The following is a 23,158-nucleotide window of genomic DNA, read 5'->3' on the forward strand; positions in this document are numbered from 1 at the left end:
AGCTTGCCTCCGTCAGGCCGCGTTGTTGCGCGCATCGCGATTGACGGCGCGCATCTGGATTCTCAGCCGGTCGACGGAACAGCCGTCGGTCGCATTTCCGGGACCGAATGCGACGGCGGTCTCTTCCCAGGCGGCGTCGATGGCCGCCAGGTCGTCGGGCTCGTCGATTTCGGCAGCATCCGCCGCCATGGTGGGCTCGCTGGCAATCGAGCGTATGGCCGTGAACACGGCGGCATAGCCTGCGTTGCGCTTGGCGAGCCGCTCTTCCAGAAGCGAGAAGATGTGGGCGGTTTCATTGAGCAGGCCACGCGCCTCCTCAAAGGGACGGGCAGAAAGAAACTCGAGGAAAAGCGGAATGAAGTCGGGCAATTCGTTTGCCGCGACGACAAGGCCGCCACACCGGTAATGTTCAGCCAGGTCGACCATCGCCTGGCCGCGATCGCGGCTTTCGCCATGGATGTGCTCGAACAGATGCAGCGAGTGGCGGCGCGTCTTGTCGAACAACTCGACATAGCGCTCCTGCAGGTCGTAGAGATCCAGGGTGGCCAGATCGGCAAGCAAGGCCTGCAGGTGCTTGCCTGCTTCGTCCGATACCAATCCTTCGTCCCCAATCGTCGCGGCGATTTCCGGGATTGCCGCGCAAAGCTCCTCGGTCGGATAGGAAAGGAGCGCCGAGAGCGCCTTGAAGGTCCTGTTCGACAGCATCACGCGATCTCCATCGGATTTGTCGGCCGCTTGGTCTGCTTGGTGCCGAAGAGATTGGTCTCGGTGGAACCGCCCGAGCAGCCATTGCCGAAGGAGAAGCCGCAGGAGCCACGCAGGTCCTGGGCATCCTCGCTCCATTCGCGGTGCGACGTCGGGATGACGAAACGATCTTCGTAATTGGCGATCGCCATCACCTTGTACATGTCGTCGATGGCTGCGCCTGTCAGGCCGACCCGCGCCGCGATCGACTCGTCGAGGCGGCCGTCGATCGTTTTTGCTCGCATGTAGCTTCGCATCGCCAGCATGCGTTCGAGCGCAAGGGCCACGGGCTCCTCATTGCCGGCCGTCAGCAGATTGGCAAGATACTGTAGCGGGATGCGCAGGCTGCGCACGTCGGGCATGTCGCCGTCCAGGCCCATCTTGCCGGCGGCCGCTGCCGACTGGATGGGCGAGAGCGGCGGGACATACCAGACCATCGGCAGGGTGCGGTATTCCGGGTGCAGGGGAAAGGCGATCTTCCACTCCATCGCCATCTTCCAGACGGGCGACAGTTTGGCCGCCTCCAGCCAGTTGTCGGGAATCCCGTCGGCGCGGGCCCGGGCGATGACGGCCGGGTCGTTGGGATTGAGGAAGACGTCGAGCTGCGCCTGATAGAGATCCTTCTCATCGGGAATGCTGGCGGCTGCCTCGATCCGGTCCGCGTCGTAGAGAATCACGCCAAGATAGCGAATGCGCCCGACGCAGGTTTCAGAACAAACCGTCGGCTGCCCCGCCTCGATGCGGGGATAACAGAAGATACATTTCTCCGATTTGCCCGACGACCAGTTGTAGTAGATCTTCTTGTAGGGGCAGCCGGAAACGCACATGCGCCATCCCCGGCATTTGTCCTGGTCGATCAGGACGATGCCGTCCTCCTCGCGCTTGTAGATGGCGCCCGACGGGCACACCGCTGCGCAGGCCGGGTTGAGGCAGTGCTCGCAAAGCCTCGGCAGGTACATCATGAAGGTGTTTTCGAACTGACCGTAGATGTCCTTCTGGACGCCCTCGAAATTCACGTCCTTCGACCGCTTCTCGAATTCGCCGCCGAGGATCTCTTCCCAGTTCGGTCCCCATTCGATCTTCTCCATCCGCTCGCCGGTAATGGCCGAGCGCGGGCGGGCCGTCGGAAAAGCCTTCGATTCCTTCGCGGTGTGCAGATGCTGGTAGTCGAAGGTGAACGGCTCGTAGTAGTCGTCGATCTCCGGCAAATCAGGGTTTGCGAAGATGTTGGCAAGGATGCGCCATTTCGCGCCCATCTTCGGCTCGATCTTGCCGTTGGCTTTACGCCTCCAGCCGCCATTCCATTTCTTCTGGTTCTCCCACTCCTTGGGATAGCCGACACCCGGCTTGGTCTCGACATTGTTGAACCAGGCGTATTCGACCCCTTCACGGTTGGTCCAGACGTTCTTGCAGGTGACCGAGCAGGTGTGACACCCGATGCATTTGTCGAGGTTCAGCACCATCGCGATCTGCGCACGGATTTTCATTCTGCGGCCTCCTTCGGCGCTTCGGATTCGAGCGGCCCTTCGAGCCAGTCGACATTGGCCATCTTGCGGACGACGATGAATTCGTCGCGGTTGGAACCCACGGTGCCGTAATAGTTGAATCCGTAGGACTGCTGTGCGTAGCCGCCGATCATGTGAGTGGGTTTCAGCACCGTTCGGGTGACCGAGTTATGGATGCCGCCACGATTGCCAGTCATTTCCGATCCTGGCGTGTTCACGATCTTTTCCTGGGCGTGATACATCAGCATCATGCCCGGCTTGACGCGCTGGGATACGACGGCTCGCGCGGTGAGCGCGCCGTTGATGTTGAAGACTTCGACCCAGTCATTGTCGACGAGACCGGCCGTCTTGGCGTCGGTCTCGGAGATCCACACCACCGGACCGCCGCGGTTAAGCGTCAGCATCAGGAGATTATCCGAGTACGTGGAGTGGATGCCCCACTTCTGGTGCGGCGTGATGAAGTTGAGGACGATCTCCTTGTGCCCGTTGGGGCGGACGTCCTTGATGCCCGGGATCGTCTTGAGATCCACCGGCGGCTTCCAGGTAACGAGCCCCTCGCCGAAAGCGCGCATCCACAGGTGATCCTGGTAGAGCTGCTGGCGGCCGGTCAACGTCCGCCACGGGATCAATTCGTGGACGTTGGTATAGCCGGCGTTGTAGCAGACCTTCTCGCTTTCGATGCCAGACCATGTCGGCGACGAAATGATCTTGCGCGGCTGCGCCTGGATATCGCGAAAGCGGATCTTCTCGTCTTCCTTCGGCAAGGCAAGGTGGGCGTGCTCCCGACCGGTAATCTCCGACAAGGCTTCCCAGGCCTTGATCGCCACCTCGCCATTGGTCTCCGGCGCCAGCATGAGGATGACCTCTGCGGCGTCGATGTCGGTCTCGATCTTCGGCAATCCCTTGCCCGCACCCAGGCGGTGTAGCCCGTTCAATGCTCCAAGTGCCTCGACTTCGTGCCTGGTGTCCCAGGCAATGCCTTTGCCCCCATTGCCGACTTTCGTCATCAGCGGCCCCAACGCCGTGAACTGGGCATAGAGATTGGGATAGTCGCGGGTGACGAGCGCCACCGATGGCATCGTCTTGCCCGGGATTGGCTCGACTTCGCCAAGCTTCCAGTCCTTGACGTCGAGGGCCTGGGCCATCTCGGCAGGGCTGTCATGCTGGATCGGTGTGAGAACCACATCCTGCTCGACGCCCAGCACCTCCGGCGACACTTCCGAGAAAGCTTTGGCGAGGGCCTTGTAAATCTCCCAGTCGGAGCGCGCCTCCCATGCCGGATCCACCGCCGCCGACAGCGGATGGATGAAGGGATGCATGTCGGACGTGTTGAGGTCGTTCTTCTCGTACCAGGTAGCCGTTGGCAGCACGATATCGGAGTAGACACAGGTGGTCGACATGCGGAAGTCCAGCGTGACCAGGAGGTCGAGCTTTCCCTGCGGCGCCGTCTCATGCCAGGCGACTTCGGTGTTGCGGACCGCCCCTTCGGGACCGAGGTCCTTGCCCATCACGCCGTGGGTGGTGCCGAGCAGATGCTTGAGGAAATATTCATGTCCCTTGCCGGACGAGCCGAGCAGGTTGGAACGCCAGACGAACATGTTGCGCGGCCAGTTGGCGGGATCGTCCGGGTCGTGGCAGGACAGTTCCAGGTCGCCGGATTTCAGCGCCTTGGCGACATAGTCCTTCGGCTCGAGGCCGGTGGCCTCGGCCTTGGCGGCGATCGTCAGCGGGTTCTGCTTGAGCTGAGGCGCCGAGGGCAGCCAGCCCATGCGCTCGGCGCGGACATTGTAGTCGATGAAGCTCTTGTTCCAGTCTCCCTCCGGCGCTGTCGGCGACAATATCTCAGCGGCCGTGAGCGTCTCGTAGCGCCACTGGTCGGTCTGGGCGTAGAAGAAGGAGGTCGAGTTCATGTGCCGAGGGGGCCGGTTCCAGTCGAGCGCGAAGGCAAGCGGCGTCCAGCCGGTCTGCGGCCGCAGCTTCTCCTGCCCGACATAGTGTGACCAGCCGCCGCCCGACTGGCCGATGGCGCCGCAGAACACCAGGAGATTGATGATCCCACGGTAAGTCATGTCCATGTGGTACCAATGGTTGACGCCGGCGCCGAGGATCACCATCGAACGGCCGTTGGTCTTTTCCGCATTGGTGGCGAACTCGCGTGCGACGGTGACGATCGCGTCACGTTCGACACCGGTGACGCGCTCCGCCCATGCCGGCGTGAACGGCACATCTTCGTCGTAATTGCTGGCCGTGTGATCGCCGCCAAAGCCTCGGTCGAGGCCGTAATTTGCCATCATCAGGTCGCATACCGTGGCCACCGCCACCTTCGAGCCGTCGCTCAGCTTGATCCGCCGGATCGGCAGATTGCGGGTGAGGATTTCACCGTGATCGGTCGAGACGAAATGTTCGGTGGCGCGGCCGCCGAAATAGGGAAAATCGACAGCCGCAATCTCGGCCTTCTTGCCGGCAAGCGTCAGCTTGAGGCGAATGTCTTGGCCCTTGCCGTCCTTCTCCTCGAGATTCCATTTTGCGTTCTCGCCCCAGCGATAACCGATCGAGCCGCGCGGCGCGACGAGAGCGTCCGTATTGTCGTCGATCGCAACCGTCTTCCAATCCGGATTGTTGGTTTCGCCCAGGCCGCCGGCTATTTCGGAGGCGCGAAGCAGCCGTTCGGGAACGAACCGGCCGTCGCGTTCGGTCAGGCGAACAAGGAATGGCAAGTCGGTGTATTTGCGGGCGTAGTCGTCGAAATAGGGCACCGCGCGATCGAGGTAGTACTCGCGAAGGATGACATGCCCCATCGCCAGCGCCAGCGCGGCGTCCGTTCCTTGCTTCGGGTTGAGCCAGATATCGGCAAACTTGGTCGCCTCGGCGTAATCCGGGCTGACGACCGCGCTCTTGGTGCCCTTGTAACGGACTTCGGTATAGAAGTGCGCATCCGGAGTGCGCGTCTGCGGAACGTTGGAGCCCCAGACGATGATGAAGCCGGCATTGTACCAGTCGGCGCTTTCGGGAACGTCCGTCTGCTCGCCCCAGGTCTGCGGGCTCGCCGGCGGCAGGTCGCAGTACCAGTCATAGAACGACATGCACACGCCGCCCATCAGTGACAGATAGCGCGAGCCCGCGGCATAGGAGACCATCGACATGGCGGGGATCGGCGAGAAGCCGATGACGCGATCGGGACCATGAGACTTCACCGTATAGGCATTGGCCGCCGCGACGAGCTCGTTCACCTCGTCCCAGGTGGCACGCACGAAGCCGCCATGGCCGCGGATCGAGGTGTAGGACTTGCGTTTGCTTTCATCCTCGACGATCGAGGCCCAGGCCGCGACGGGCCTCATCTTGGCGCGGGCCGCCCGCCACAGCTTCAACAGCCTGCCGCGAACCATCGGATATTTCACCCGGGCGCCGGAATAGAGATACCAGCTGTAGGAGGCGCCGCGCGCGCAACCGCGAGGCTCGTGGTTGGGCAGATCGGGCCGCGTTCGCGGATAGTCGGTCTGCTGCGTCTCCCAGGTGACGATGCCGCCCTTGACGTAGATCTTCCACGAGCATGAGCCGGTGCAATTCACGCCGTGGGTGGAGCGCACGATCTTGTCGTGCTGCCAGCGCTTGCGGTAGCCGTCTTCCCAGAAGCGATCCTCATTGGTCACGATCCCGTGGCCGTCGGAGAAACTGTCGACGGTCTTGCGGAAGAAGGTTAGCCGGTCGAGAAAATGTGACATTCTTTTGCCCCTGGTTATTCGGCTGCGGCCGGATGGGCGGGCGCGCCGCGCTTGGCGCGCTCGATGGCGTGGAGAAGGCCCCCCTTGCGGGTGTAGACAGTCCAGGTGACGGCGAGGCAGCTCACGTAGAAGAGAAGGAAACCCCACAAGGCCGCATTCGGCGTGCCCGTGAGCGCGATCGAGGTGCCATAGCTCTTCGGGATGAAGAACGCGCCGAAGGCCGCGATCGCCGAGGTGAAGCCCGTGATGGCGGCGGACTCCTTCTCCGCCTGCTGCCGACGCGCTTCCGCGTTGGCTTTCGGCAACAAGCGGCCCATCTCCTTGGCCATGATCACCGGGATCATCTGGAAGGTGGAGGCGTTGCCGACGCCGGTGGCGAAGAACAACAGCAGGAAGGCCGCGAAGAAGCCCATGAACGCGCCCGGCTGATCCTTGATGCCGATGAACCACAAGACCCCGGAAACGCCTGCGATCATCAGCACAAAGGCCCAGAAGGTGACACGCGCACCGCCATATTTATCCGCGAGCCAGCCGGAGCCCGAGCGCGAGAGAGCGCCCACGAGCGGGCCGAGGAAGGCGAACTGGAGTGCGTTGACGTCCGGAAACAGCATCTTCGTGAGCAGCGGGAAGCCGGCCGAATAACCGATGAAGGATCCGAAAGTGCCTGTGTAAAGCCAGCACATGATCCAGTTGTGGCGGCGCTGGAAGATCACGGCCTGCTCGGCAAAGGATGCCTTGGCCGAAGCGATGTCGTTCATGCCAAACCAGGCGGTAAATGCCGAGAGCGCGATAAAAGGCACGAAAACGAAGCCGGCGTTCTGCAGCCAGAGCGGCGCATCGCCGGCCGGTCCCTTGACCATGGCCGGGTCGCCGCCGAGCCAGCCGAACATCCCGGTGGTGATCGCCAGCGGCACGACGAACTGGACGACGCTGACACCGAGATTGCCGAGGCCGGCGTTGAGCGCAAGCGCATTTCCCTTCTGCGCCTTCGGGAAGAAGAAGGAGATGTTGGCCATGGAGGAGGCGAAGTTGCCGCCGCCGAAGCCGCAGAGCAGCGCCAGGATCAACAGCACTGCATAGGGCGTGTCGGGGTTCTGCACCGCATAGCCGATGCCGACGGCCGGTATGATGAGTGACCAGGTCGTCAGCGTCGTCCAGAGCCTGCCGCCGAAGATCGGCACCATGAAGGAATAGAAGATGCGCAGCGTCGCCCCGGAGAGTCCGGGCAGGGCGGCGAGCCAGAAGAGCTGGTCGGTGGTGAAGGTGAAGCCGACGAGCGGAAGCTTGGCGACGACGACCGACCACACCTGCCAGATCGCGAAGGAAAGCAGCAGCGCCGGGATCGAAAGCCACAGGTTGCGCTTGGCGATGCGGTGGCCGGTTTCAGCCCAGAAGGTCTTGTCCTCCGGACGCCAGTCGGTAAGGGCGCCGCCCGTTCGGGTCCTTGCCACAGGCTCCGGCATTTGCTGCATTTCGGGGAAAGGCGGCAGCTTGGCGAGGGCCTCGCCGACGGCTCCGCGTTCCATCTGGCGGATGGCCATATGCATCCAGAGCAGCGCGCCGGAAACCAGCAGGAAGAGCGCCATGAAGCAGCTCGTCCAGAGGCCGGTCAGGTCGAGCAGCAGGCCGAACAGGATCGGCAGCACGAAACCGCCCAGGCCGCCGATCATGCCGACGAGTCCGCCGACCGAACCGACATGGTCGGGATAGTAGACCGGGATGTGCTTGTAGACGGCGGCCTTGCCGAGGGCCATGAAGAAACCGAGCACGAAGATCGTGACGATGAAGCCGAAGAGGCCCATCTCGATGTGGAAGGAGCTCGGGCCGTTGACGCCGTGGACGATGTAGTCGGTTGGCGGATAGGACAGGACAAAGGCCGCCGCGACCGAAACCAGGAAAGTCCAGTAGAGCACGCGGCGCGCGCCGAAGCTGTCAGAGAGGTGCCCGCCATAGGCGCGAAACAGGCTCGCCGGCACCGAGAAGAAGGCAGCGATCATGCCGGCCGTCTTGATGTCGAGGCCGTAGACATTGATCAGATATTGCGGCAGCCAGAGCGCGAGCGCGACAAAGGCGCCGAACACGAAGAAATAGTAGAGCGCGAAACGCCAGATCTGCACGTTCTTCAGAGGCTCGAGTTCGAGCCAGGCGCTTTTCGGCTTGATGCCCGACCGCCGACGTTCGACGATGACCGGATCATCGTCCGTCGTGAACCAGAAGATGACGGCCATGACGACGAGGGCCCCTGCCCAGACCTCAGCCACGGCCTGCCATCCGAAGGCGACGAGCACAAAGGGGGCGAGGAGTTTGGTGATCGCGGCGCCGACATTGCCCGCGCCGAAGATGCCGAGCGCCGTACCTTGCCGTTGTGGCGGGAACCAGCGCGACACATAGGCGACGCCGACCGAAAAGGAGCCGCCGGCGATGCCGACGCCGAGAGCCGCGACCAGCATCTGCGGATACGTGTGAGCATAAGACAGCAGGAAAGTCGCGGCCGCGGCCGCCAGCATGTTCACCGTGAAGACGATCCGGCCGCCGTACCGGTCGGTCCAGATGCCAAGCGCGACCCTGAGCAGGGAACCGGTCAGGATCGGTGTGCCGACAAGCAGGCCGAACTGCGTCTCGGTGAGACCGAGTTCCTGGCGAATGCGAATGCCGATAATGGAGAAGATGGTCCAGACCGCGAAGCAGACCGTAAACGCGGCCGTGCTTGCGCCCAGGATTTGACCGGACTTCGGATACGCGGTCGTTTTCATTGTCGGCAGCCCCCTTCGACATTGGCCTCAAGGATCGGACTCTCGCCCGATTGAGGCCAAGATGGGCAAGCCGGCGTGATCCAGCATTGATCCAAATCAAGGCATGACGTGACATTTGTCACAGACGATGCGGCGATGGCCGGGAGGCCTCAATCGGAGAAGAGATATTTGTTGGATGAAATGACGTACGAGGACGTGGAGCTGGAAGAACTGCCGCTGTTTCGGGGGCTACCAGCGCCGCGCCGGACCAACCTGCTGCGACATGCCATGGTGCACGGCGTGCCCTCAGGCACCGTTTTGTTCGAACAAGGCGACGTACCGAACTTCCAGCTGATCGTGCTGGCGGGATCCGCGCATTTGTTCGGACGATCGACCGAAGGTCGTGAAGTCTTGATCGAGGCTGTCCGGGCTCCGGATCTCATCATCCCTGCCGCCGTCCTGACCGGCGCGCCTTATCTCATGCAGGCCCGAGTGCCCGAGCCTTCGCGGTTTTTATTGATCCATGCGGCGGCGTTTCGCGCGGCGGTGGAAGCAGAACCCTTGCTGGCACATGCGGCGATCGGAAGCCTCGCCGCTCAATTTCGACGCATGGTCCGGCAGATCAAGAACCTCAAGCTGAGGAACTCGATCGAGCGCGTCGGATGCTATCTCCTGGCCCTGTCGAAGCGGCAGGGCACGCCGGATCGAGCCGTCCTGCCATTCGAGAAGACGCTCATCGCCTCCGAGCTCGGAATAACCCGGGAGTCCTTTTCGCGTGCGCTGTCGAGCTTGGGAAAGTCAGGCATCAGGGTCGACGGCCAGATGATCGAAATTCTTGATGCGACCCGCCTCGCCGCCGTATGCGCCCCCGACCCTCTCATCGACGAGACGGATGGCGAGGGTTTTCCGATCTGACCGAGGAATCTGGAATGCCGGATTATGATCATCGGCATTGGAGACCGCCGTTCTTATTGATCCGGATCGACGCCAGCCCTCTATTTCCCCGGAAAGTACCCCGATAGGCCATCAAAAACAGGCCAAACGCGACAATCCACAAAGTGCCCGAAAGGCTTGCCAGAGGACCGCTGTAGGCGGGCAGCACTTCGATCAGGAGGCGGGACAGGCAGCAGGCCGTCATTGCCGCGAGCGCCCCGGTCGCAGGGGCCGAGGGCACGAAGGCGAGACGGCTGTGCTTGCGGATCATGCTCGCCATGATGGCCAGGGCCATCGTGCCGATGGCGCCGATGGTCCACGCATGAACAGCGGTCGCCTGGCCCAGCACTGCCGGAGCGAAGATATGGATCGCCAGAAATGCAAAACCCGTGACGATCCATCCGTAACCGATGTGAAGGCCAAGCACTGTCGACGACGACAGGCTGCGCCAGCCTTTCCATTGGGCGGCCCGGATCGCTTGGCTGAGGCCGGCAAGAGCACAGGCAAGGCCAGTAAGTTGCGCCTCCGGCGCAACGACCCAGGAACAAAGCGCACAAATCGTCATCAGCACTGCCGTGTACTCCGTCGCAGCCGAGCGACGCAAAGCAACTTGGCCGCCGGCGCTCTCGACATAGGCCACGGTCAAGGCCGGCACGACCCGCCCTCCGATGATGATGATAAGGCCGATGATCGAGACGAGCGCCAGTCTCAATGCAAATTCGACCTGATAGGATACCGCGACAAGTACATTGCTGCCGCAGTAGACAGCCAGGAGAAGCAGTATCTTGAGATTGCGGCGATCCCGACTGGCGATCACTACTCTGGCCGCGATCAACAAAAGCGCGAGAATCCAGATCGCCGAACACGCAAGCCCGAAGGACGGTAGCAGCAACAAGAAGGCTAAACGGCTGCAGACCCATAAGGCAATGAGCAAGTATGTCGTGTGTGGCAGCACTGCCTGACGTCCCGTCCAGCGAGGCAGCGCGGTCAGCAGAAAGCCGGTCAATACTGCCGGGACCATCCCGAACAGAAGCAAGTCGCGATGCCAATCGCCAGCAGAGATTGCAGTTGCGCCGAAGGCTTGTATTCCCACCGCCGACGGCAACCAGCCAGCGGCGCCCACGAAGGCGTCGACCACGGCCGCGAGAAAGAACGGCCGAAACGGCAAATGCGCCGGCTTCGGTTTGAAGGCGTTGAAGTTGCCGTCGGCGGCCATCGAACCCGTTCCTTGGAACCTTGTGGCAATGTGCCCGCCTTGCGTCGCGGCCTTTAGATGGGGCCACAAGAAAGGACAGGCACCTGCGCAATAGGTTCGAGGATCGAATTGCTGTTTGCTCCAGCACAAACATCCTCCAGAAGCATCGGCTATCCTAGGGATTGTTCTCGAAGAAGCCTGATCCCAATGGCTTCCGGTTCCTGGCGTGGGGCATGCCCTTACAGATCGCCCACGACAAGGGTCAGCTGCGCGACCGCAGGTGAGGCAGATTGCAACAGGCGAAGCAGACATGAAACATGAGCCTCCCGAAAATAGCGCCGCAGAAATGGCGAACGCCGTCGCTCGGCTATCAGGGTTGATCAATGAGGCGGGGTTGGACTGCGAGTGTCGTTCCAAGCTCGACGAGACACTGTCTCGGTTCGCCACTTTGGAAATAGGGCCGGCGGCTCGCGAGCATCTCACCAACGCTCGCCATCAGCGCGCTCATATCGAAACCATTCTATTGTTCCTGCAGGATCTCGACGAGATAGGAGAGGCCGAACGGGATAGCAGCGTCTACCTGGACTTCGCCCTTCTCTTTGACGACATCGCGACGATCGCAAAGAACGGCGCTTTTTCGATGCGGGCAGCTCGGTCAATTCGCTGCGCTCGGGACGGTTGGACCGTAGCCGAGACTTGAGCCACCGTTCATCGAGCCGGTTCTCTTTTCCCGATTTCGATCAGCCATTCCGGTGGCCCAATCTCAAGGCAAACCCAAACGAAATCGCCAGCAAAAGATCCCTCGAGCTGACGCTTCAGTCGGCCGGGATCAAAATCCAGGATCACCGAGAATGTCTGGCCCGGTTTGAGGCCATCGAACATCGACATGATGGCCGACTGCTTCCTTGCCGCATGAAGTCGCCTCACATCAAACGGCTCGGTTTGCTGCTCCTTACAATTCGTCGGAGCCTTTCCTCCCATTGGGCAGCTCCATCAAAATGACCGATGGGCTGCGACGTTCTTTTCGCCCCATCGCGTCAACTTGTCGCCAGGGTCCACGCCGGCCCAGTTGACGAGCCGTGCCGCCATCTCGGCGACCATCGCCTCGACCGACGTCGGCTTGACGTAGAATGGCGGCACCGGCGGCGCGATGATCGCTCCGATCCGCGTCAATCTCAGCATCGCATCGAGATGCCCTTCATGCAGAGGCGCCTCACGCGGCACAACGACCAACCGGCGCCTCTCCTTCAGGACGACGTCGGCTGCCCTGGTAAGGAGATTGTCGCCCAGGCCATGCGCCATCGCCGCCAAAGTCCGCATCGAGCAGGGCACGACGATCATCCCGTCCGTCCTGAAGGAGCCGCTGGCGATGGGCGCGGCCAAGTCCTGGTGGCTATGGGTGTGGTTGGCGAGTGAAGCGAGCTGCGCCAGTCCATCGGCGCCAAGCTCGTAAGCGATGGTCATGCGCGCGCCTTTTGAGACGACAAGATGCGTTTCGGCTCCAGCTCTGACCAGTTGGCGTATGGTCTCGAGGGCCAGCACCGAGCCGGACGCGCCCGTAACCCCTACTATTATCCGTTTGGTCATTTCTGCGCCGATCCGATTGGTCGCGGAAAAAGCTCGGCCCAACGCTCCGAAACTCTTTCAACGATCTGGGATGACATCTTCAACTCCTTCCCCCACTCGCGAGATGTCTCGGACCCGATCTTGCGCGTCGCGTCGAATCCGATTTTTCCTCCAAGCCCTTCCAGCGGCGACGCGAAGTCGAGGGAGTCGATAGGGGTTCGATCAAGCTTCATCAGATCGCGCGAGAAATCCATGCGGGTGGCGACCGCCCACATCACGTCCGACCACGACCGGATGTCGATGTCATCGTCCACGACGACGACCATCTTGGTCATCGAGAATTGCGGCAACAAGGCCCAGAACCCCATCATCACGCGCCGCGCCTGGCCGGCATATTTCTTGACGATCGATATGACCGCAATCCTGTAGGAGCAGGCTTCCGGCGGAAGCCAGACATCGAGAATTTCCGGTATCTGCTGGCGCAGCAGCGGCTTGTAGACGTCGAGCAATGCCTCTGCGAGGACGGACGGCTCGTCGGGCGCGCGCCCGGTGAACGTCGTGAGATAGTTCGCGCCGTCCCTCACGCGAATTCGCTTGAGCTTGAAGACGGGAAAGTGCTCAGCGCCATTATAGTATCCGGTGTGATCGCCGAAGGGCCCTTCCTCGGCCGTTTCGTTGGGTGAAACGGTTCCCTCCAGCACGATCTCGGAACTGGCGGGAACATGGAGCTCGATGCTCTTGCATGGAGACAATCCAATCCGCCGATCGTTGATCATCCCGGACAGCGATAGTTCCGATACCCCTTCGGGTGCCGGCATCACCGCGGCTATCAATGTCGCGGGATCCGCGCCGATGACGACGGCGACGGGCATCTCGAGCCCCCTCGCCTGCCACATGCGATGGTGGGCCGCGCCGCCTCGGATGGGCAGCCATCTTATGATCGCCCGGTCCCGGGCGATAACCTGCATACGATATATGCCTAGATTGTACCTGCCGGGATCACCGTCGCCTGGCGGTCGAGTGACGACAACCGGCCATGTGATGAGAGGACCGGCGTCCTCAGGCCAGCAGGTCTGGACGGGAAGGATTGCGAAATCCGGATCCGCATCCCTCCATGGTCTTGACGACGAAACGATCTTCGGGCGCGCGGCCAACGCGCCGCGCGCGGCGGAGAACATATGGCGGGCCTGACGCAAGTTTTGCGGAACCTGAGGGGACCTCATCCATGCCAGCAGAGCGCCGAGGGTCTCCAGTCCGCGAATGTCCGTGCCCAGCCCCCACGCGACACGCTCCCGCGTCCCAAAGATATTTGCCACGACCGGAAAGGACGAGCCGCCTCCCTGGTCGTCCACCGGCATGGTCATGCGCAGCGCCGGCCCCTGCGCCGCGATCACCCGCTTATGTATCTCCGTCAACTCGAACCGCGTCGATACGGGGGCGCTGATTTCGCGAAGCTGGCCCTTCCCATCCAGGTACGAAAGAAAGGAGCCGAGATCACAGAACTGGGGAAGAAGGCGATAATGCATGGCGAAATCCGGCACGACCGGTCCGTCGGCGACGCCGTTCTCTCACGACGGCCGCTCGAGAACATTGCGCTAGGTCAAAGAACGGGCCGTTTGCGCACGGTACGTTAAATCCAACGGTCCGCTCGCCCGAGGGGCTGGTTGATGTCGAGGCAGTGTCGGGGAGACGTTCAGATGGCCAGCAACCTAATCAACGACACTTTTGAAGCATGCCGGTTTGCAATCGCCATTTTCAAGGATCGTAGACGGAGCAAGGCCGCGAGAAGAGAGTTCTGGGCGCTTGGACTGGGGGAATGCACGGGCATGCTGAATGACATCGGCATGTCGCCCAGCGAATTCGATGACGCCATGCATCTGCCTTATGCCGCGCAGGATTTCCTCACGTTGGCGATGCTTTCGGTTGGGATCGATCCCGACAACTTTCATACCCTGGAGTTCGCGCATGACCGCTTGATGTCCCGAACCTGCATCACATGTCCCCATCGCCGCAGATGTCACGATCATATGCAGGCCTTCGATTTCGAAAGCCACTATCGGGATTTCTGCCCCAACAGGGATAATTTTTCGACGCTGCTCGGCAAGAGATGCGATGCCTAGCCGGCCGTAAAAACCTTCATGATCGAACGTAGACCGGACAGCGCTTGAAGATGCGGCCTCAAAACGCCGAGCCAATGTTACCAGGATTTGTTCGCCACCTGTTTCCGACAGTCGCAGGGCTGCCGATCGGACCGCTGCTGACATTGTCCTTGCGCTCGCTTGCCAGGCGGCGTCCCGGCCTTTTCGAGCGCTTGGGCGAATACCGATCAGCTTGCTTCGGCATCGATCCTGTGGACCTCGCATTCGCATTTCGCGTCGTCCCGGACGGACAACGATCGAGTGTCCGCGTCGTGAGCAAAGATGCGACTGCAGGGTCGGACGTGCTGATCAAGGGACCGCTTTTGACCCTGTTGAGCCTGCTTGACGGCACGCTTGACGGCGATGCGATGTTCTTCAGCCGCATCATCTCGATAAGCGGGCGCACGGAAGCGGTACTCGCTTTGAGGAACACGATAGAGGATGCCGAGCTTCGTCCGTCAGACCTGCTCGGGCTGCACGGCATCCTGGCCCGCTGTGTCGATACGGGTGTCCTCGGCGCCCTGGGCGCCGCGCGGCGATTGGCCGACAACAGCCCAAGCGAGGCGCAGAAAGCATGACGACGACACGCATGGAACTTGTCTGTCCGGCGGGGACCCCGGCTACGTTGAGGGCAGCCGTCCAGGCGGGTGCGGACGCGGTTTATTGCGGATTTCGCGATGAAACGAATGCCCGCAATTTTCCCGGGCTCAACTTCTCCCGGGACGAACTCGCCGAGGGCGTACGCTTCGCGCACGACCATGGCAGCAAGGTTCTGGTCGCAATCAATACATTCGCGCGCGTCGACGATGTCGACATCTGGAAGAAGGCAGTGGACATGGCGGCCGAAAGCGGTGCGGATGCCATCATAGCCGCGGACTTCGCCGTCCTCGATCACGTGGCAAGGAACCACAAGCAAATCCGTCTTCATCTGTCGGTGCAGGCTGCCGCGGCGACGCCGGAAGCGATCGGATTCTATGCGGCCCAGTTCGGCATCCGACGCGTGGTGCTTCCAAGGGTTCTCTCGCTCCAGGAGATAGCCGCGCTGAACCGCGCGATCGACGTGGAAACCGAAGCCTTCGTTTTCGGCGGCCTTTGCGTGATGATCGAGGGACGCTGCTATCTCTCTTCATACGCGACGGGAAAATCGCCCAATCTCAACGGCGTCTGCTCGCCACCCGAAATGGTGAGCTATGACGAAGAGCCGAGCGGCACAGCGGCACGGCTGTCGGGCTTCACGATCGACCGATATGGGCGCGGCCAGCCGGTGGGTTATCCCACCCTGTGCAAGGGCAGATTCAAAGCCGGAGAGAAGACATCCCACCTGTTCGAGGATCCCGTCAGCCTGAATGCCGGCGGGATGATTTCGGGTCTGAAGGCCGCCGGGGTGACTGCGTTGAAAATCGAAGGACGCCAGCGCGGCAAGGGCTATGTAAGCGAGGTCGTGCGCGCCTTCAGGAAAGCCGTCGATGCGGTCGAAGAGGGCGGTGAGGCTGTCGACGTCGACCGGCTTCTCGCCGGCCAGTCGGAAGGAGCTCGGCAGACGGCCGGCGCTTACGAGAAGAAATGGAGATAGCCGGTGTCCGAAATCGCCCTGACGGAAATCGCCTTGACGCTTGGACCGGTCTTCTTCCACTGGTCCCCCGACCGTCTCCTCGACTTTTATCGCAGGATAGCGGACGAGGCCCCGATCGACCGGGTTCACGTCGGTGAAGTCGTCTGCGGAAAGCGGATGCCGTTTTCGGATCCAGCATGGCCTGCGGTCATCGAGCGGCTGGAGCGCGGCGGTAAGCAGGTGGTGCTGGCCACGCTGGCAGCGCCGGCAACCGTTCGGGAGCGTAGAAGCGTCGAGGATCTTTGCGGGGACGAACGGCTGGTCGAGATCAATGACGTCTCCGGCCTGCCGTCACGTTCCGGCAAATCGTTCATCACGGGCCCGTTTCTGAACGTCTACAACGAGGCTTCCGCAAAGTTCCTGATCCAACTCGGCGCGCAAACGATCTGCCCGCCCGTGGAATTGTCGTTTGCGGCGATCGGCGCCATGGCCTTGAAATGTCCGGGGGCTGAGTTCGAGATTTTCGCGTTCGGCCGGCTGCCGCTCGCGCTTTCCGGACGGTGTTATCACGCGCGGATCCACGGCCTTCACAAGGATTCGTGCCAGTTCACATGCGAACAAGATCCCGACGGTCTCTCGGTCGATACGCTCGACGACCAGCAGTTCCTTGCCGTCAACGGCGTGCAGACCCTTTCCAATCAGGTTCAGGCCTTTTGCCCCGCGCCTGACGCACTCGTCTCAAAGGGTGTCAGGCGCCTTCGTTTGTCCCCCCAGACATGCGACATGGTCGAGGTAGCGAGGATTTACAGACGACTTGCCGACGGCAAAGAGGAGCCCGAAGATGCCCGCTTCGCCCTGTCGTGCCTCGATCTGCCTGGAACACTTGTCGACGGGTACGCCCATGCCAAGCCCGGATGGCACGTGACTGCCCCGGCCTGACGGAAATGACCCAGATTGCAATCGTGACCATCTCCGACCGTGCGAGCCGCGGCGAGTACGAGGATCTCGGCGGACCGGCAATCGAGCGCTGGCTCCGTGGTGTCTTGGCAGAGCCCTGTGGTTTTGCTCGCCGCATCGTCCCCGACGGCCTGGAGAGTGTCCGTGACGTGCTCATCGAGCTTTGCGACCAGGCAGGCGTCGATCTGATCCTTACGACGGGCGGAACCGGCCCCTCCCCAAGAGACCTCACTCCGGAAGCCATGCGGCAGGTCATCACCAAGGAGTTGCCCGGGTTCGGCGAACTCATGCGGCAAGCGAGCCTGCAGCATGTGCGAACGGCCATCCTTTCACGTCAGACTGCCGGGGTGCGCGGCCGATCGCTGATCATAAACCTGCCCGGAAAACCGTCTTCCATCGACGTGTGCCTCAGCGCCGTCTTCCCCGCCGTGCCCTACTGTCTCGAACTCATCGGTGCGGGCTCGATCGTGGTGAATTCTTCTTAGGATGATCCGCCGAGCAGGCCGGCGCAGTCGCTGCTTTCCTTAGCCTATCGCCGCAACGACGCGCTCGGGCGAAAGCGGCAGTTCCGTGAGCTCGGTGCCCAAGGCGTTGTTGACTGCGTTGACCACCGCCGCCGCAACCGGGATCGTCGCAATCTCCCCAACGGCCTTGGCGCCGAAGGGGCCGGTGGGTTCGCCCTCTTCGACGAGCAGCACGCGTATCGGCGGCATCTCGGGCGCATTGGCCAGCGTGTAGCGACTGAAACTGTCGCCGCGCATCCGGCCCGTGGCCCGGTCGATTGCGACATCCTCATAGAGCGCGTAGCCGATGCCGATCTGGATCCCCCCGTGGATCTGGCCCTCCACCAGCATCGGATTGATCGCCCAGCCGACGTCATGAGCGGCGACGTAGTCGGTCACCTTTACGCGACCGGTAAGCCTGTCGACCTCGACCTCCGCGAAATGCGCCGCATACGAGCCCGGATTGGCCTGGGCTCGATAGCTTTCGGTCGCCGTCGGCAGTTCGACCCCGCGGCTATCCAAGCGGGCAGCGAGGTCCGTGAGCGTGATGCCGGCGTCGTCCCGGCAACGCACAGTGCCGGCTTCGAGACATAGATCATCGGCTGGCGTATTCAGCTCCAGACCCGCGGCTGCGCGGATCGACTTTGCAAGCGCGACGCCAGCGCGACGGATGGCTTCCCCACAGATGTAGGTCATGCGACTGGCCCGCGTGCCGAGGTCATAGGGACAGGTATCGGTATCGGCGGGAACGATGACGATGTCGCACGCCCTCAGCCCCAGCGTCTCGGCCGCAATCTGCGACAGCGTGGTGTCAGCCCCGCAGCCGAGATCGTGGAGAGCGCAGACGAGTTCGGCCCGCCCGTTCGGCAGCAGTCTCAATGAGGCCGTGGTCTCTTCATGGAACCCTGGATAACAGCCATTGATGTGAGTGGCTGAGGCGACCCCAACTCCCCGTCGCCATCGCCCTCGCCCAACGCCCTTCTGGTAGCGTCCAGCCCAGCCGAACGCCTCGGCGCCACGCGCCAAACACTCTCTGCCGCGGGCGTTACCGAGGTCGAGCCCCTGCCAAGGTTCAATCGCGCCCGGGCCGACGAGGTTTCTCTGGCGCAAGGCCACCGGATCCATGCCCATCCGGCGGGCGGCTATATCCAGCGAAATTTCCGCTATCGTGTGAATTTGGGGCGAGCCATAGCCGCGGAAGGCGCCTGCAGGCACGGTGTTCGTGTATACGGCACGGCCGCTGTACCGCTCTGCCGGAACGTCATAGAGCCGCACCAGCCGCTGAAGCATTGAACTCGGCAGGTAATTGCCGCCGGTGCAGTAGGCGCCAATATCGACCAGCGCATAGGTCTCGCGCGCCAGGATTCGGCCGTCGACTCCAAACCCGGTCCGCATCCACCCCGTGACGCTGGAGCGCGTCCGGGTAGCAGTGAATGTTTCATGCCGGTCGAAGCGGATAATAACCGGTCGACGCAGTTGCAGCGCAAAGAAAGCGCACAGAGGGTCGAGAATGGGCTCCGCCTTTCCTCCGAACGACCCACCAATCGGGGTTTTTTGGACTCTTATTTTCTCGGGAGCCAGGCCGAGCGCCTGGCCGACGACCGCCTGAACGGCAAAGACGCTCTGGCATGGCGACAGAATGAGTATGCGGCCGTCGGGCTCGGGCCTGGCGATACAGGCATGGGTCTCCACGGCACAATGATGGCTGCGCGGGGTAGTGACGCGGGTCTCGACAATCAGATCGGCGGCGGCGAAGCCGGCCTCCAGGTCGCCGTAGACGAAGGTCTCGCCGGCAACGGGGTTCAAGAATGTCGGGGTATCGTCGTCCCGGAGCGGCAGCCCCGCATGACCCAGCGCGACCTCCGGATCGAAGATGGCGGGAAGATCCAAATAGTCGACCTCGATCAACCGCGCCGCATGGCGTGCGATCTCTTCCGTGTCGGCAACCACCGCCGCCACCCGATCACCCACGTGGCGCACGATCTGCGGAAACATCTGCTCGTCCGCCAGCGCCTTCTGCCCTGAAAACCATATTGAGCTGTTATAGTGGTGGGACGGCGTGTTGCCGTGCCAGAACACTTCGTGCACCCCCTCGATCGCCAAAGCGGCCGCGGTGTCTATACGGACGACGCGAGCATGGGGATGGGTGCTCAGCACCAGCGCGCCGTGCAGCAGGCCATCGATATGCAGGTCGGCGGTGAAGCGCAAAGCGCCAGTCAGTTTCGCGACGCCGTCGACAAGCGGCACGCGGCGGGACAACTGGTTCATCGCGCTGCGTCCTCGAACAGACGCTCGCGCGGGCTCCGCCCAAGCGCTTGCGCAACCAGGTCAAGCCCTAGCCCGGTGATCGCGCGACGCTTGTAGGCTTGCGAGCTTCGGCCCGGGATGGCCGCATCGACCTCGGCGGTCAGGGCCGAAAGAAAATCGCGCAGGGTCGCGGAACACAGATCCTTGCCCGCAAGCGCAACCTCGGCAAGGGGCAAGCGCAGAGGATGCGGCCCCAGCGCGCCGGCGGCGATTCGCACAGCACCGAAATGACCATCCCGAAACTCGGCCAGTAGCGCGATATTGAGGCGCGAGATGCTGAGGTCCTGCCGCGGCCCAAGCTTGACAAATGCGCTATTGGGAAGGAGGCCGTTCGTTGACAGGATCACTTGCGCAATCAGGTATCCATGATCAGGCGTGTAGTCGCAAATCGCGAGCTCAAACGATGCGCCATCGCGTCCGATGCACTCAAGCCGGGCTTCGGCTGCGACCAATACCGGCACAAGATCGGCGGCCGGGGCGGCATTTGCGATGTTGCCGCCGATGGTGGCCCGGTTGCGTACCTGAACACAGCCACATTGCGCGGCAGCCTCGGCAAGCGCGTGCAGCCTTGCTGCGAGCCCGCGATCCGCTGCAATCGAAGCGACAGTGGTCGCGCCTCCAATGCGGATATCGCCGCCATCGGTGGAGATGGAGGCCATGCCCGCTATGCGAGAGAGATCGATCAGCAACCCACCCGCGGGCAGTAGACGGCCGGCGATCAGCATGTCCGTCCCGCCGGCGATGAAGTTCATCGGCCCCTCCGTTGCGGCGAACAGCGCCCGCAGCTCCGCCATGTGGGCCGGCGCGGTGACCGAGAGCCCGTCCATCAATAGCTCCCCTGGCGAGCGGCGGCGTGGGTGGCGACGGCCTGAACAATGGCCTCGAAACCTGTGCAGCGGCAGATATTGCCCGCCAGCGCGTGGCGGATTTCGGCTTCGGACGGACTGGATTTGTCACGCAAGAGCCCCTCGACCGCCATCAATATCCCCGGCGTGCAATAGCCGCATTGCACAGCGCCCATCTGCAGGAAAGCATCTTGCAGGCCGCTGCTTCTACCGAGCCCCTCGACTGTAGTGACTTCGCACCCCGCAGCCTGGAATGTCATTACCAGGCAAGAATTGACCGGCCGGCCATCCAGCAACACGGTGCAGGCTCCGCACTCGCCTTCGCAACAGCCTTCCTTGACACCTGTCAGGCCAAGAACATCGCGCAGGAAACCGCTTAACCGCGAGACGGCAGAAACCTCTGTCTCGGCCGCCTGACCGTTAACCTCCAAGGATATTCGCATGGCGAGGAATGGTTCTGTCTGAACATTTGCTCTGTGGCAGTTCGCCAAATGCTCTAAGCATTTGTTTCCGCAATTCCGGACGGAAAACCGCTGCGCACTTTTTCTGGAATTGCTCTGGACAGGCTGATCGTCAGCCGCCGCAGCAGCAATCGCAGCCGGACGATTGCAATCTCTTGATCTCAACGCGCCAAATATCCGGACCTTGCTGCAGGTATTCCCAATCGAACAGGCCAGGATATCTGGCTTCCATCTGATAGCGCAAAGGTCGCGGATCGTGATTGTTCACGATTACGAACGACTGACCCTCGGCCAACGCATGGACCATTCCGAAAATTTGAGCATGGCGTTCCATAGGCGGGATGGCGCGCACGTCTAGCTGGGGCTGGGATACAACTTCTGATTCAGACATATTCATAAATCCCGACTGCTGTGGAAAGCGCCGAGCAGGCGACACCTTGGCCCGGCGCCAAAATCTAGCCCAGTCGAAATCCGTTCATTTGCCGAAGCGCAAACAATTCGCGGAAAGTTCTGCCAAAGTTGTGAGGCGCCGCCAGTTCCGCGCAGATTTTTGCTACACAAAGGTCATCACGACCATGCCACCGAGAACGATCAGGGACAGCCCCACGATAAGCATAGGCAGCAACGTGTGGCCCGTCTTGGCCCCGCTTGCCGCTTCAGTGCTGAATACGAGAGCTGGCCACTCTTCGATCACTTTTTGCTCCTCGGTCATGAACTTCATCACCTTTCACTTTGCTTGCGGGTATGCCTAAGGGCATGCAGGCATGCCCGCCGGCCTGACGGCCCATATCCATCTGAACCCACTGCCCTGGTGGGACAGCCAAGGAACGCTATCGGATCGACGATGTCGCTTCTTTGCGTTCGCGCAAATCTGCTCTTGAAAAGCAGATATCGAACAGCTTCAAGCGAGTCCGGCATTAGCCTGCGAACGCCGCCAGATTGATGTGAATTGATCCCCGATTCCTCGGCCCGCGTCAGGCGCTCCGGTCGACGACGTGCCCGTCAGGAAGCACGAAATAAGCCCGCATCGCTCCGGCGTCGGTGAGAGCCGAAGAAGCGCGATCTATGGGCATAACGGAAAAGGCGGTCGATAGCGCGTCGGCGCAGGTCGCGGTCGGCGCCACGACCGAGACGCTGAGATAGCGGTTCGCGCACAAACCCGTCGCGGGATCGAAGATGTGATTGAACCTCCCCGCTGCATCGAATTCAGTGCCGTAGCCGCCCGATGTAGCGACGGCCTGGTTATCGACAGCAAGTGTTGCAAGTAGGCGACCCTCAGCTCGCGGGTCCTTTATTCCGATCGACCAGGGCCGACCCACTGGATGAGCATCGAGCGCACGCGTCTCCCCTATATCGACCAAGGTGTGCGTGACCCCACGAGCGCGCAGAAGCTCAGCGACGCGATCGGTTATGTAGCCTTGCGCGATGCCATTGAGGGTCAGGGCCATGCCGGGTAGCCCGAACGCCACCTTTCCGGCGTCGACGGTCACGCGCTGATAACCGCATTTGGCCACAGCGCCTCTGACGTCGACCGGCGACGGACCATTCGGATCGGCGTCAGCCATGCCGAAATGCTTCGCGTACAGCGCCCAGAGCGGCTGCACCGTCGGGTCGAAGGCGCCGCCGGTTGCGCGAGCATAGCGCGCACTCGTTGCCAGAAGCTCGACGAGTTCCTGCGGCGGATCGGCCAGCTCGCCCTCGCGGTTCAACCGGGATAGCGCGGACGCCTCGTCGTAAAGGCTGAACACGCGCTCCAGCCGATGCACCTCGGAGAGCGCATCGGTGATCAGGCGCCCGGCTTCGGCGGCATCGGGATGGTATATCCGCAGCGAGGCGTCGGCGCCGAGGGCGACGCCTCGCCATTCGTGGAACAGCGGCGACGTCCGGCCCGGCCGCGCAAAACCTGCCCCAAGCGCAAGGCCGAGGCCCGCCGCCGCGCCGCTGATGCGGATGAAGCGGCGTCGGGTCATCGGGGCAGCCAGCTCGCCGCCCGGTTTC

21 protein-coding genes are annotated in these 23,158 nt (G+C 62.2%); 6 read left to right on the forward strand and 15 right to left on the reverse strand.

What is annotated here, in order from left to right:
• Nucleotides 1-12 precede the first annotated feature (12 nt).
• Genes narJ through RFM68_RS27905 form a run of 4 tightly spaced genes read right to left on the reverse strand, consistent with a single transcriptional unit; the run spans nucleotide 13 to nucleotide 8,724 of the window.
• Nucleotides 13-705 (reverse strand): nitrate reductase molybdenum cofactor assembly chaperone, encoded by a 693-nt coding sequence (gene narJ, locus RFM68_RS27890; protein WP_320236230.1) that lies wholly within the window; start codon nucleotides 703-705, stop codon nucleotides 13-15.
• Nucleotides 705-2,231, reverse strand: a complete 1,527-nt coding sequence (gene narH, locus RFM68_RS27895; RefSeq protein WP_320236231.1) for a nitrate reductase subunit beta — start codon at nucleotides 2,229-2,231, stop codon at nucleotides 705-707. Before narH ends, narJ begins: the two co-directional genes overlap by 1 nt.
• Entirely contained in the window at nucleotides 2,228-5,971 is a 3,744-nt protein-coding gene (locus tag RFM68_RS27900; protein WP_320236232.1) for a nitrate reductase subunit alpha, read from the reverse strand. Before RFM68_RS27900 ends, narH begins: the two co-directional genes overlap by 4 nt.
• 14 nt (nucleotides 5,972-5,985) lie before the next feature.
• Nucleotides 5,986-8,724, reverse strand: coding sequence for a nitrate/nitrite transporter (locus RFM68_RS27905; protein ID WP_320236233.1), 2,739 nt, complete (start codon nucleotides 8,722-8,724; stop codon nucleotides 5,986-5,988).
• Between the two features lie 180 nt (nucleotides 8,725-8,904).
• Between RFM68_RS27905 and RFM68_RS27910 the strand changes: the two genes are divergently transcribed.
• Nucleotides 8,905-9,618 carry a helix-turn-helix domain-containing protein gene (locus tag RFM68_RS27910; RefSeq protein ID WP_320236295.1) on the forward strand — a complete coding sequence of 238 codons (714 nt, stop codon included), beginning with the start codon at nucleotides 8,905-8,907 and terminating at the stop codon, nucleotides 9,616-9,618.
• 28 nt (nucleotides 9,619-9,646) lie between these two features.
• On the opposite strand, the gene RFM68_RS27915 is transcribed toward RFM68_RS27910, so the two are convergent.
• The gene (locus RFM68_RS27915; RefSeq protein ID WP_320236234.1) at nucleotides 9,647-10,852 is read right to left on the reverse strand and encodes an NnrS family protein; all 1,206 of its coding nucleotides are present in this window, start codon (nucleotides 10,850-10,852) and stop codon (nucleotides 9,647-9,649) included.
• 289 nt (nucleotides 10,853-11,141) lie between these two features.
• Here RFM68_RS27915 and RFM68_RS27920 point away from each other — a divergent pair, with 289 nt between their 5' ends.
• Nucleotides 11,142-11,531 (forward strand): hypothetical protein, encoded by a 390-nt coding sequence (locus RFM68_RS27920; protein ID WP_320236235.1) that lies wholly within the window; start codon nucleotides 11,142-11,144, stop codon nucleotides 11,529-11,531.
• Nucleotides 11,532-11,539: 8 nt separating this feature from the next.
• On the opposite strand, the gene RFM68_RS27925 is transcribed toward RFM68_RS27920, so the two are convergent.
• The 4 genes from RFM68_RS27925 to RFM68_RS27940 form a co-directional block, all read right to left on the reverse strand.
• On the reverse strand, nucleotides 11,540-11,812 hold the full coding sequence (locus tag RFM68_RS27925; protein WP_320236236.1) for a DUF2249 domain-containing protein: 273 nt from the start codon (nucleotides 11,810-11,812) through the stop codon (nucleotides 11,540-11,542).
• Nucleotides 11,813-11,824: 12 nt separating this feature from the next.
• Nucleotides 11,825-12,418, reverse strand: a complete 594-nt coding sequence (locus RFM68_RS27930) for a UbiX family flavin prenyltransferase (protein WP_320236237.1) — start codon at nucleotides 12,416-12,418, stop codon at nucleotides 11,825-11,827.
• A complete protein-coding gene (locus RFM68_RS27935) occupies nucleotides 12,415-13,923 on the reverse strand; it encodes a UbiD family decarboxylase (protein WP_430694957.1) in 1,509 nt (502 codons plus the stop codon). The genes RFM68_RS27930 and RFM68_RS27935 overlap by 4 nt, the downstream gene beginning before the upstream one ends.
• Nucleotides 13,924-14,106: 183 nt before the next feature.
• Complete coding sequence (locus RFM68_RS27940; RefSeq protein ID WP_320236301.1) at nucleotides 14,107-14,661, reverse strand: hypothetical protein; 555 nt, start codon at nucleotides 14,659-14,661, stop codon at nucleotides 14,107-14,109.
• Here RFM68_RS27940 and ubiT point away from each other — a divergent pair.
• Genes ubiT through mog form a run of 4 tightly spaced genes read left to right on the forward strand, consistent with a single transcriptional unit; the run spans nucleotide 14,592 to nucleotide 17,529 of the window.
• Complete coding sequence (gene ubiT, locus RFM68_RS27945; protein WP_320236239.1) at nucleotides 14,592-15,113, forward strand: ubiquinone anaerobic biosynthesis accessory factor UbiT; 522 nt, start codon at nucleotides 14,592-14,594, stop codon at nucleotides 15,111-15,113. The two genes, RFM68_RS27940 and ubiT, sit on opposite strands and share 70 nt — an antisense overlap.
• Nucleotides 15,110-16,108, forward strand: a complete 999-nt coding sequence (ubiU, locus tag RFM68_RS27950) for a ubiquinone anaerobic biosynthesis protein UbiU (protein ID WP_320236240.1) — start codon at nucleotides 15,110-15,112, stop codon at nucleotides 16,106-16,108. The genes ubiT and ubiU overlap by 4 nt, the downstream gene beginning before the upstream one ends.
• Nucleotides 16,109-16,126: 18 nt before the next feature.
• Nucleotides 16,127-17,026 (forward strand): ubiquinone anaerobic biosynthesis protein UbiV, encoded by a 900-nt coding sequence (gene ubiV / locus RFM68_RS27955; RefSeq protein ID WP_430694958.1) that lies wholly within the window; start codon nucleotides 16,127-16,129, stop codon nucleotides 17,024-17,026.
• Nucleotides 17,027-17,031: 5 nt separating this feature from the next.
• A complete protein-coding gene (gene mog / locus RFM68_RS27960; RefSeq protein ID WP_320236242.1) occupies nucleotides 17,032-17,529 on the forward strand; it encodes a molybdopterin adenylyltransferase in 498 nt (165 codons plus the stop codon).
• A gap of 39 nt (nucleotides 17,530-17,568) precedes the next feature.
• On the opposite strand, the gene RFM68_RS27965 is transcribed toward mog, so the two are convergent.
• The 6 genes from RFM68_RS27965 to RFM68_RS27990 form a co-directional block, all read right to left on the reverse strand.
• A complete protein-coding gene (locus RFM68_RS27965) occupies nucleotides 17,569-19,815 on the reverse strand; it encodes a xanthine dehydrogenase family protein molybdopterin-binding subunit (protein ID WP_320236243.1) in 2,247 nt (748 codons plus the stop codon).
• Nucleotides 19,812-20,681: an FAD binding domain-containing protein gene (locus RFM68_RS27970; protein WP_320236244.1), complete on the reverse strand. Its 870-nt coding sequence runs from the start codon at nucleotides 20,679-20,681 to the stop codon at nucleotides 19,812-19,814. Before RFM68_RS27970 ends, RFM68_RS27965 begins: the two co-directional genes overlap by 4 nt.
• Nucleotides 20,681-21,142: a (2Fe-2S)-binding protein gene (locus RFM68_RS27975; RefSeq protein WP_320236245.1), complete on the reverse strand. Its 462-nt coding sequence runs from the start codon at nucleotides 21,140-21,142 to the stop codon at nucleotides 20,681-20,683. Before RFM68_RS27975 ends, RFM68_RS27970 begins: the two co-directional genes overlap by 1 nt.
• A gap of 130 nt (nucleotides 21,143-21,272) precedes the next feature.
• Nucleotides 21,273-21,551 carry a DUF2249 domain-containing protein gene (locus RFM68_RS27980; RefSeq protein ID WP_320236246.1) on the reverse strand — a complete coding sequence of 93 codons (279 nt, stop codon included), beginning with the start codon at nucleotides 21,549-21,551 and terminating at the stop codon, nucleotides 21,273-21,275.
• 162 nt (nucleotides 21,552-21,713) lie between these two features.
• Nucleotides 21,714-21,881, reverse strand: a complete 168-nt coding sequence (locus RFM68_RS27985) for a hypothetical protein (protein ID WP_320236247.1) — start codon at nucleotides 21,879-21,881, stop codon at nucleotides 21,714-21,716.
• A gap of 253 nt (nucleotides 21,882-22,134) precedes the next feature.
• Nucleotides 22,135-23,130 carry an FAD:protein FMN transferase gene (locus tag RFM68_RS27990; RefSeq protein ID WP_320236248.1) on the reverse strand — a complete coding sequence of 332 codons (996 nt, stop codon included), beginning with the start codon at nucleotides 23,128-23,130 and terminating at the stop codon, nucleotides 22,135-22,137.
• Between the last annotated feature and the right edge of the window lie 28 nt (nucleotides 23,131-23,158).

The organism is Mesorhizobium montanum (assembly GCF_033977145.1).
Lineage (GTDB): Bacteria > Pseudomonadota > Alphaproteobacteria > Rhizobiales > Rhizobiaceae > Mesorhizobium > Mesorhizobium montanum.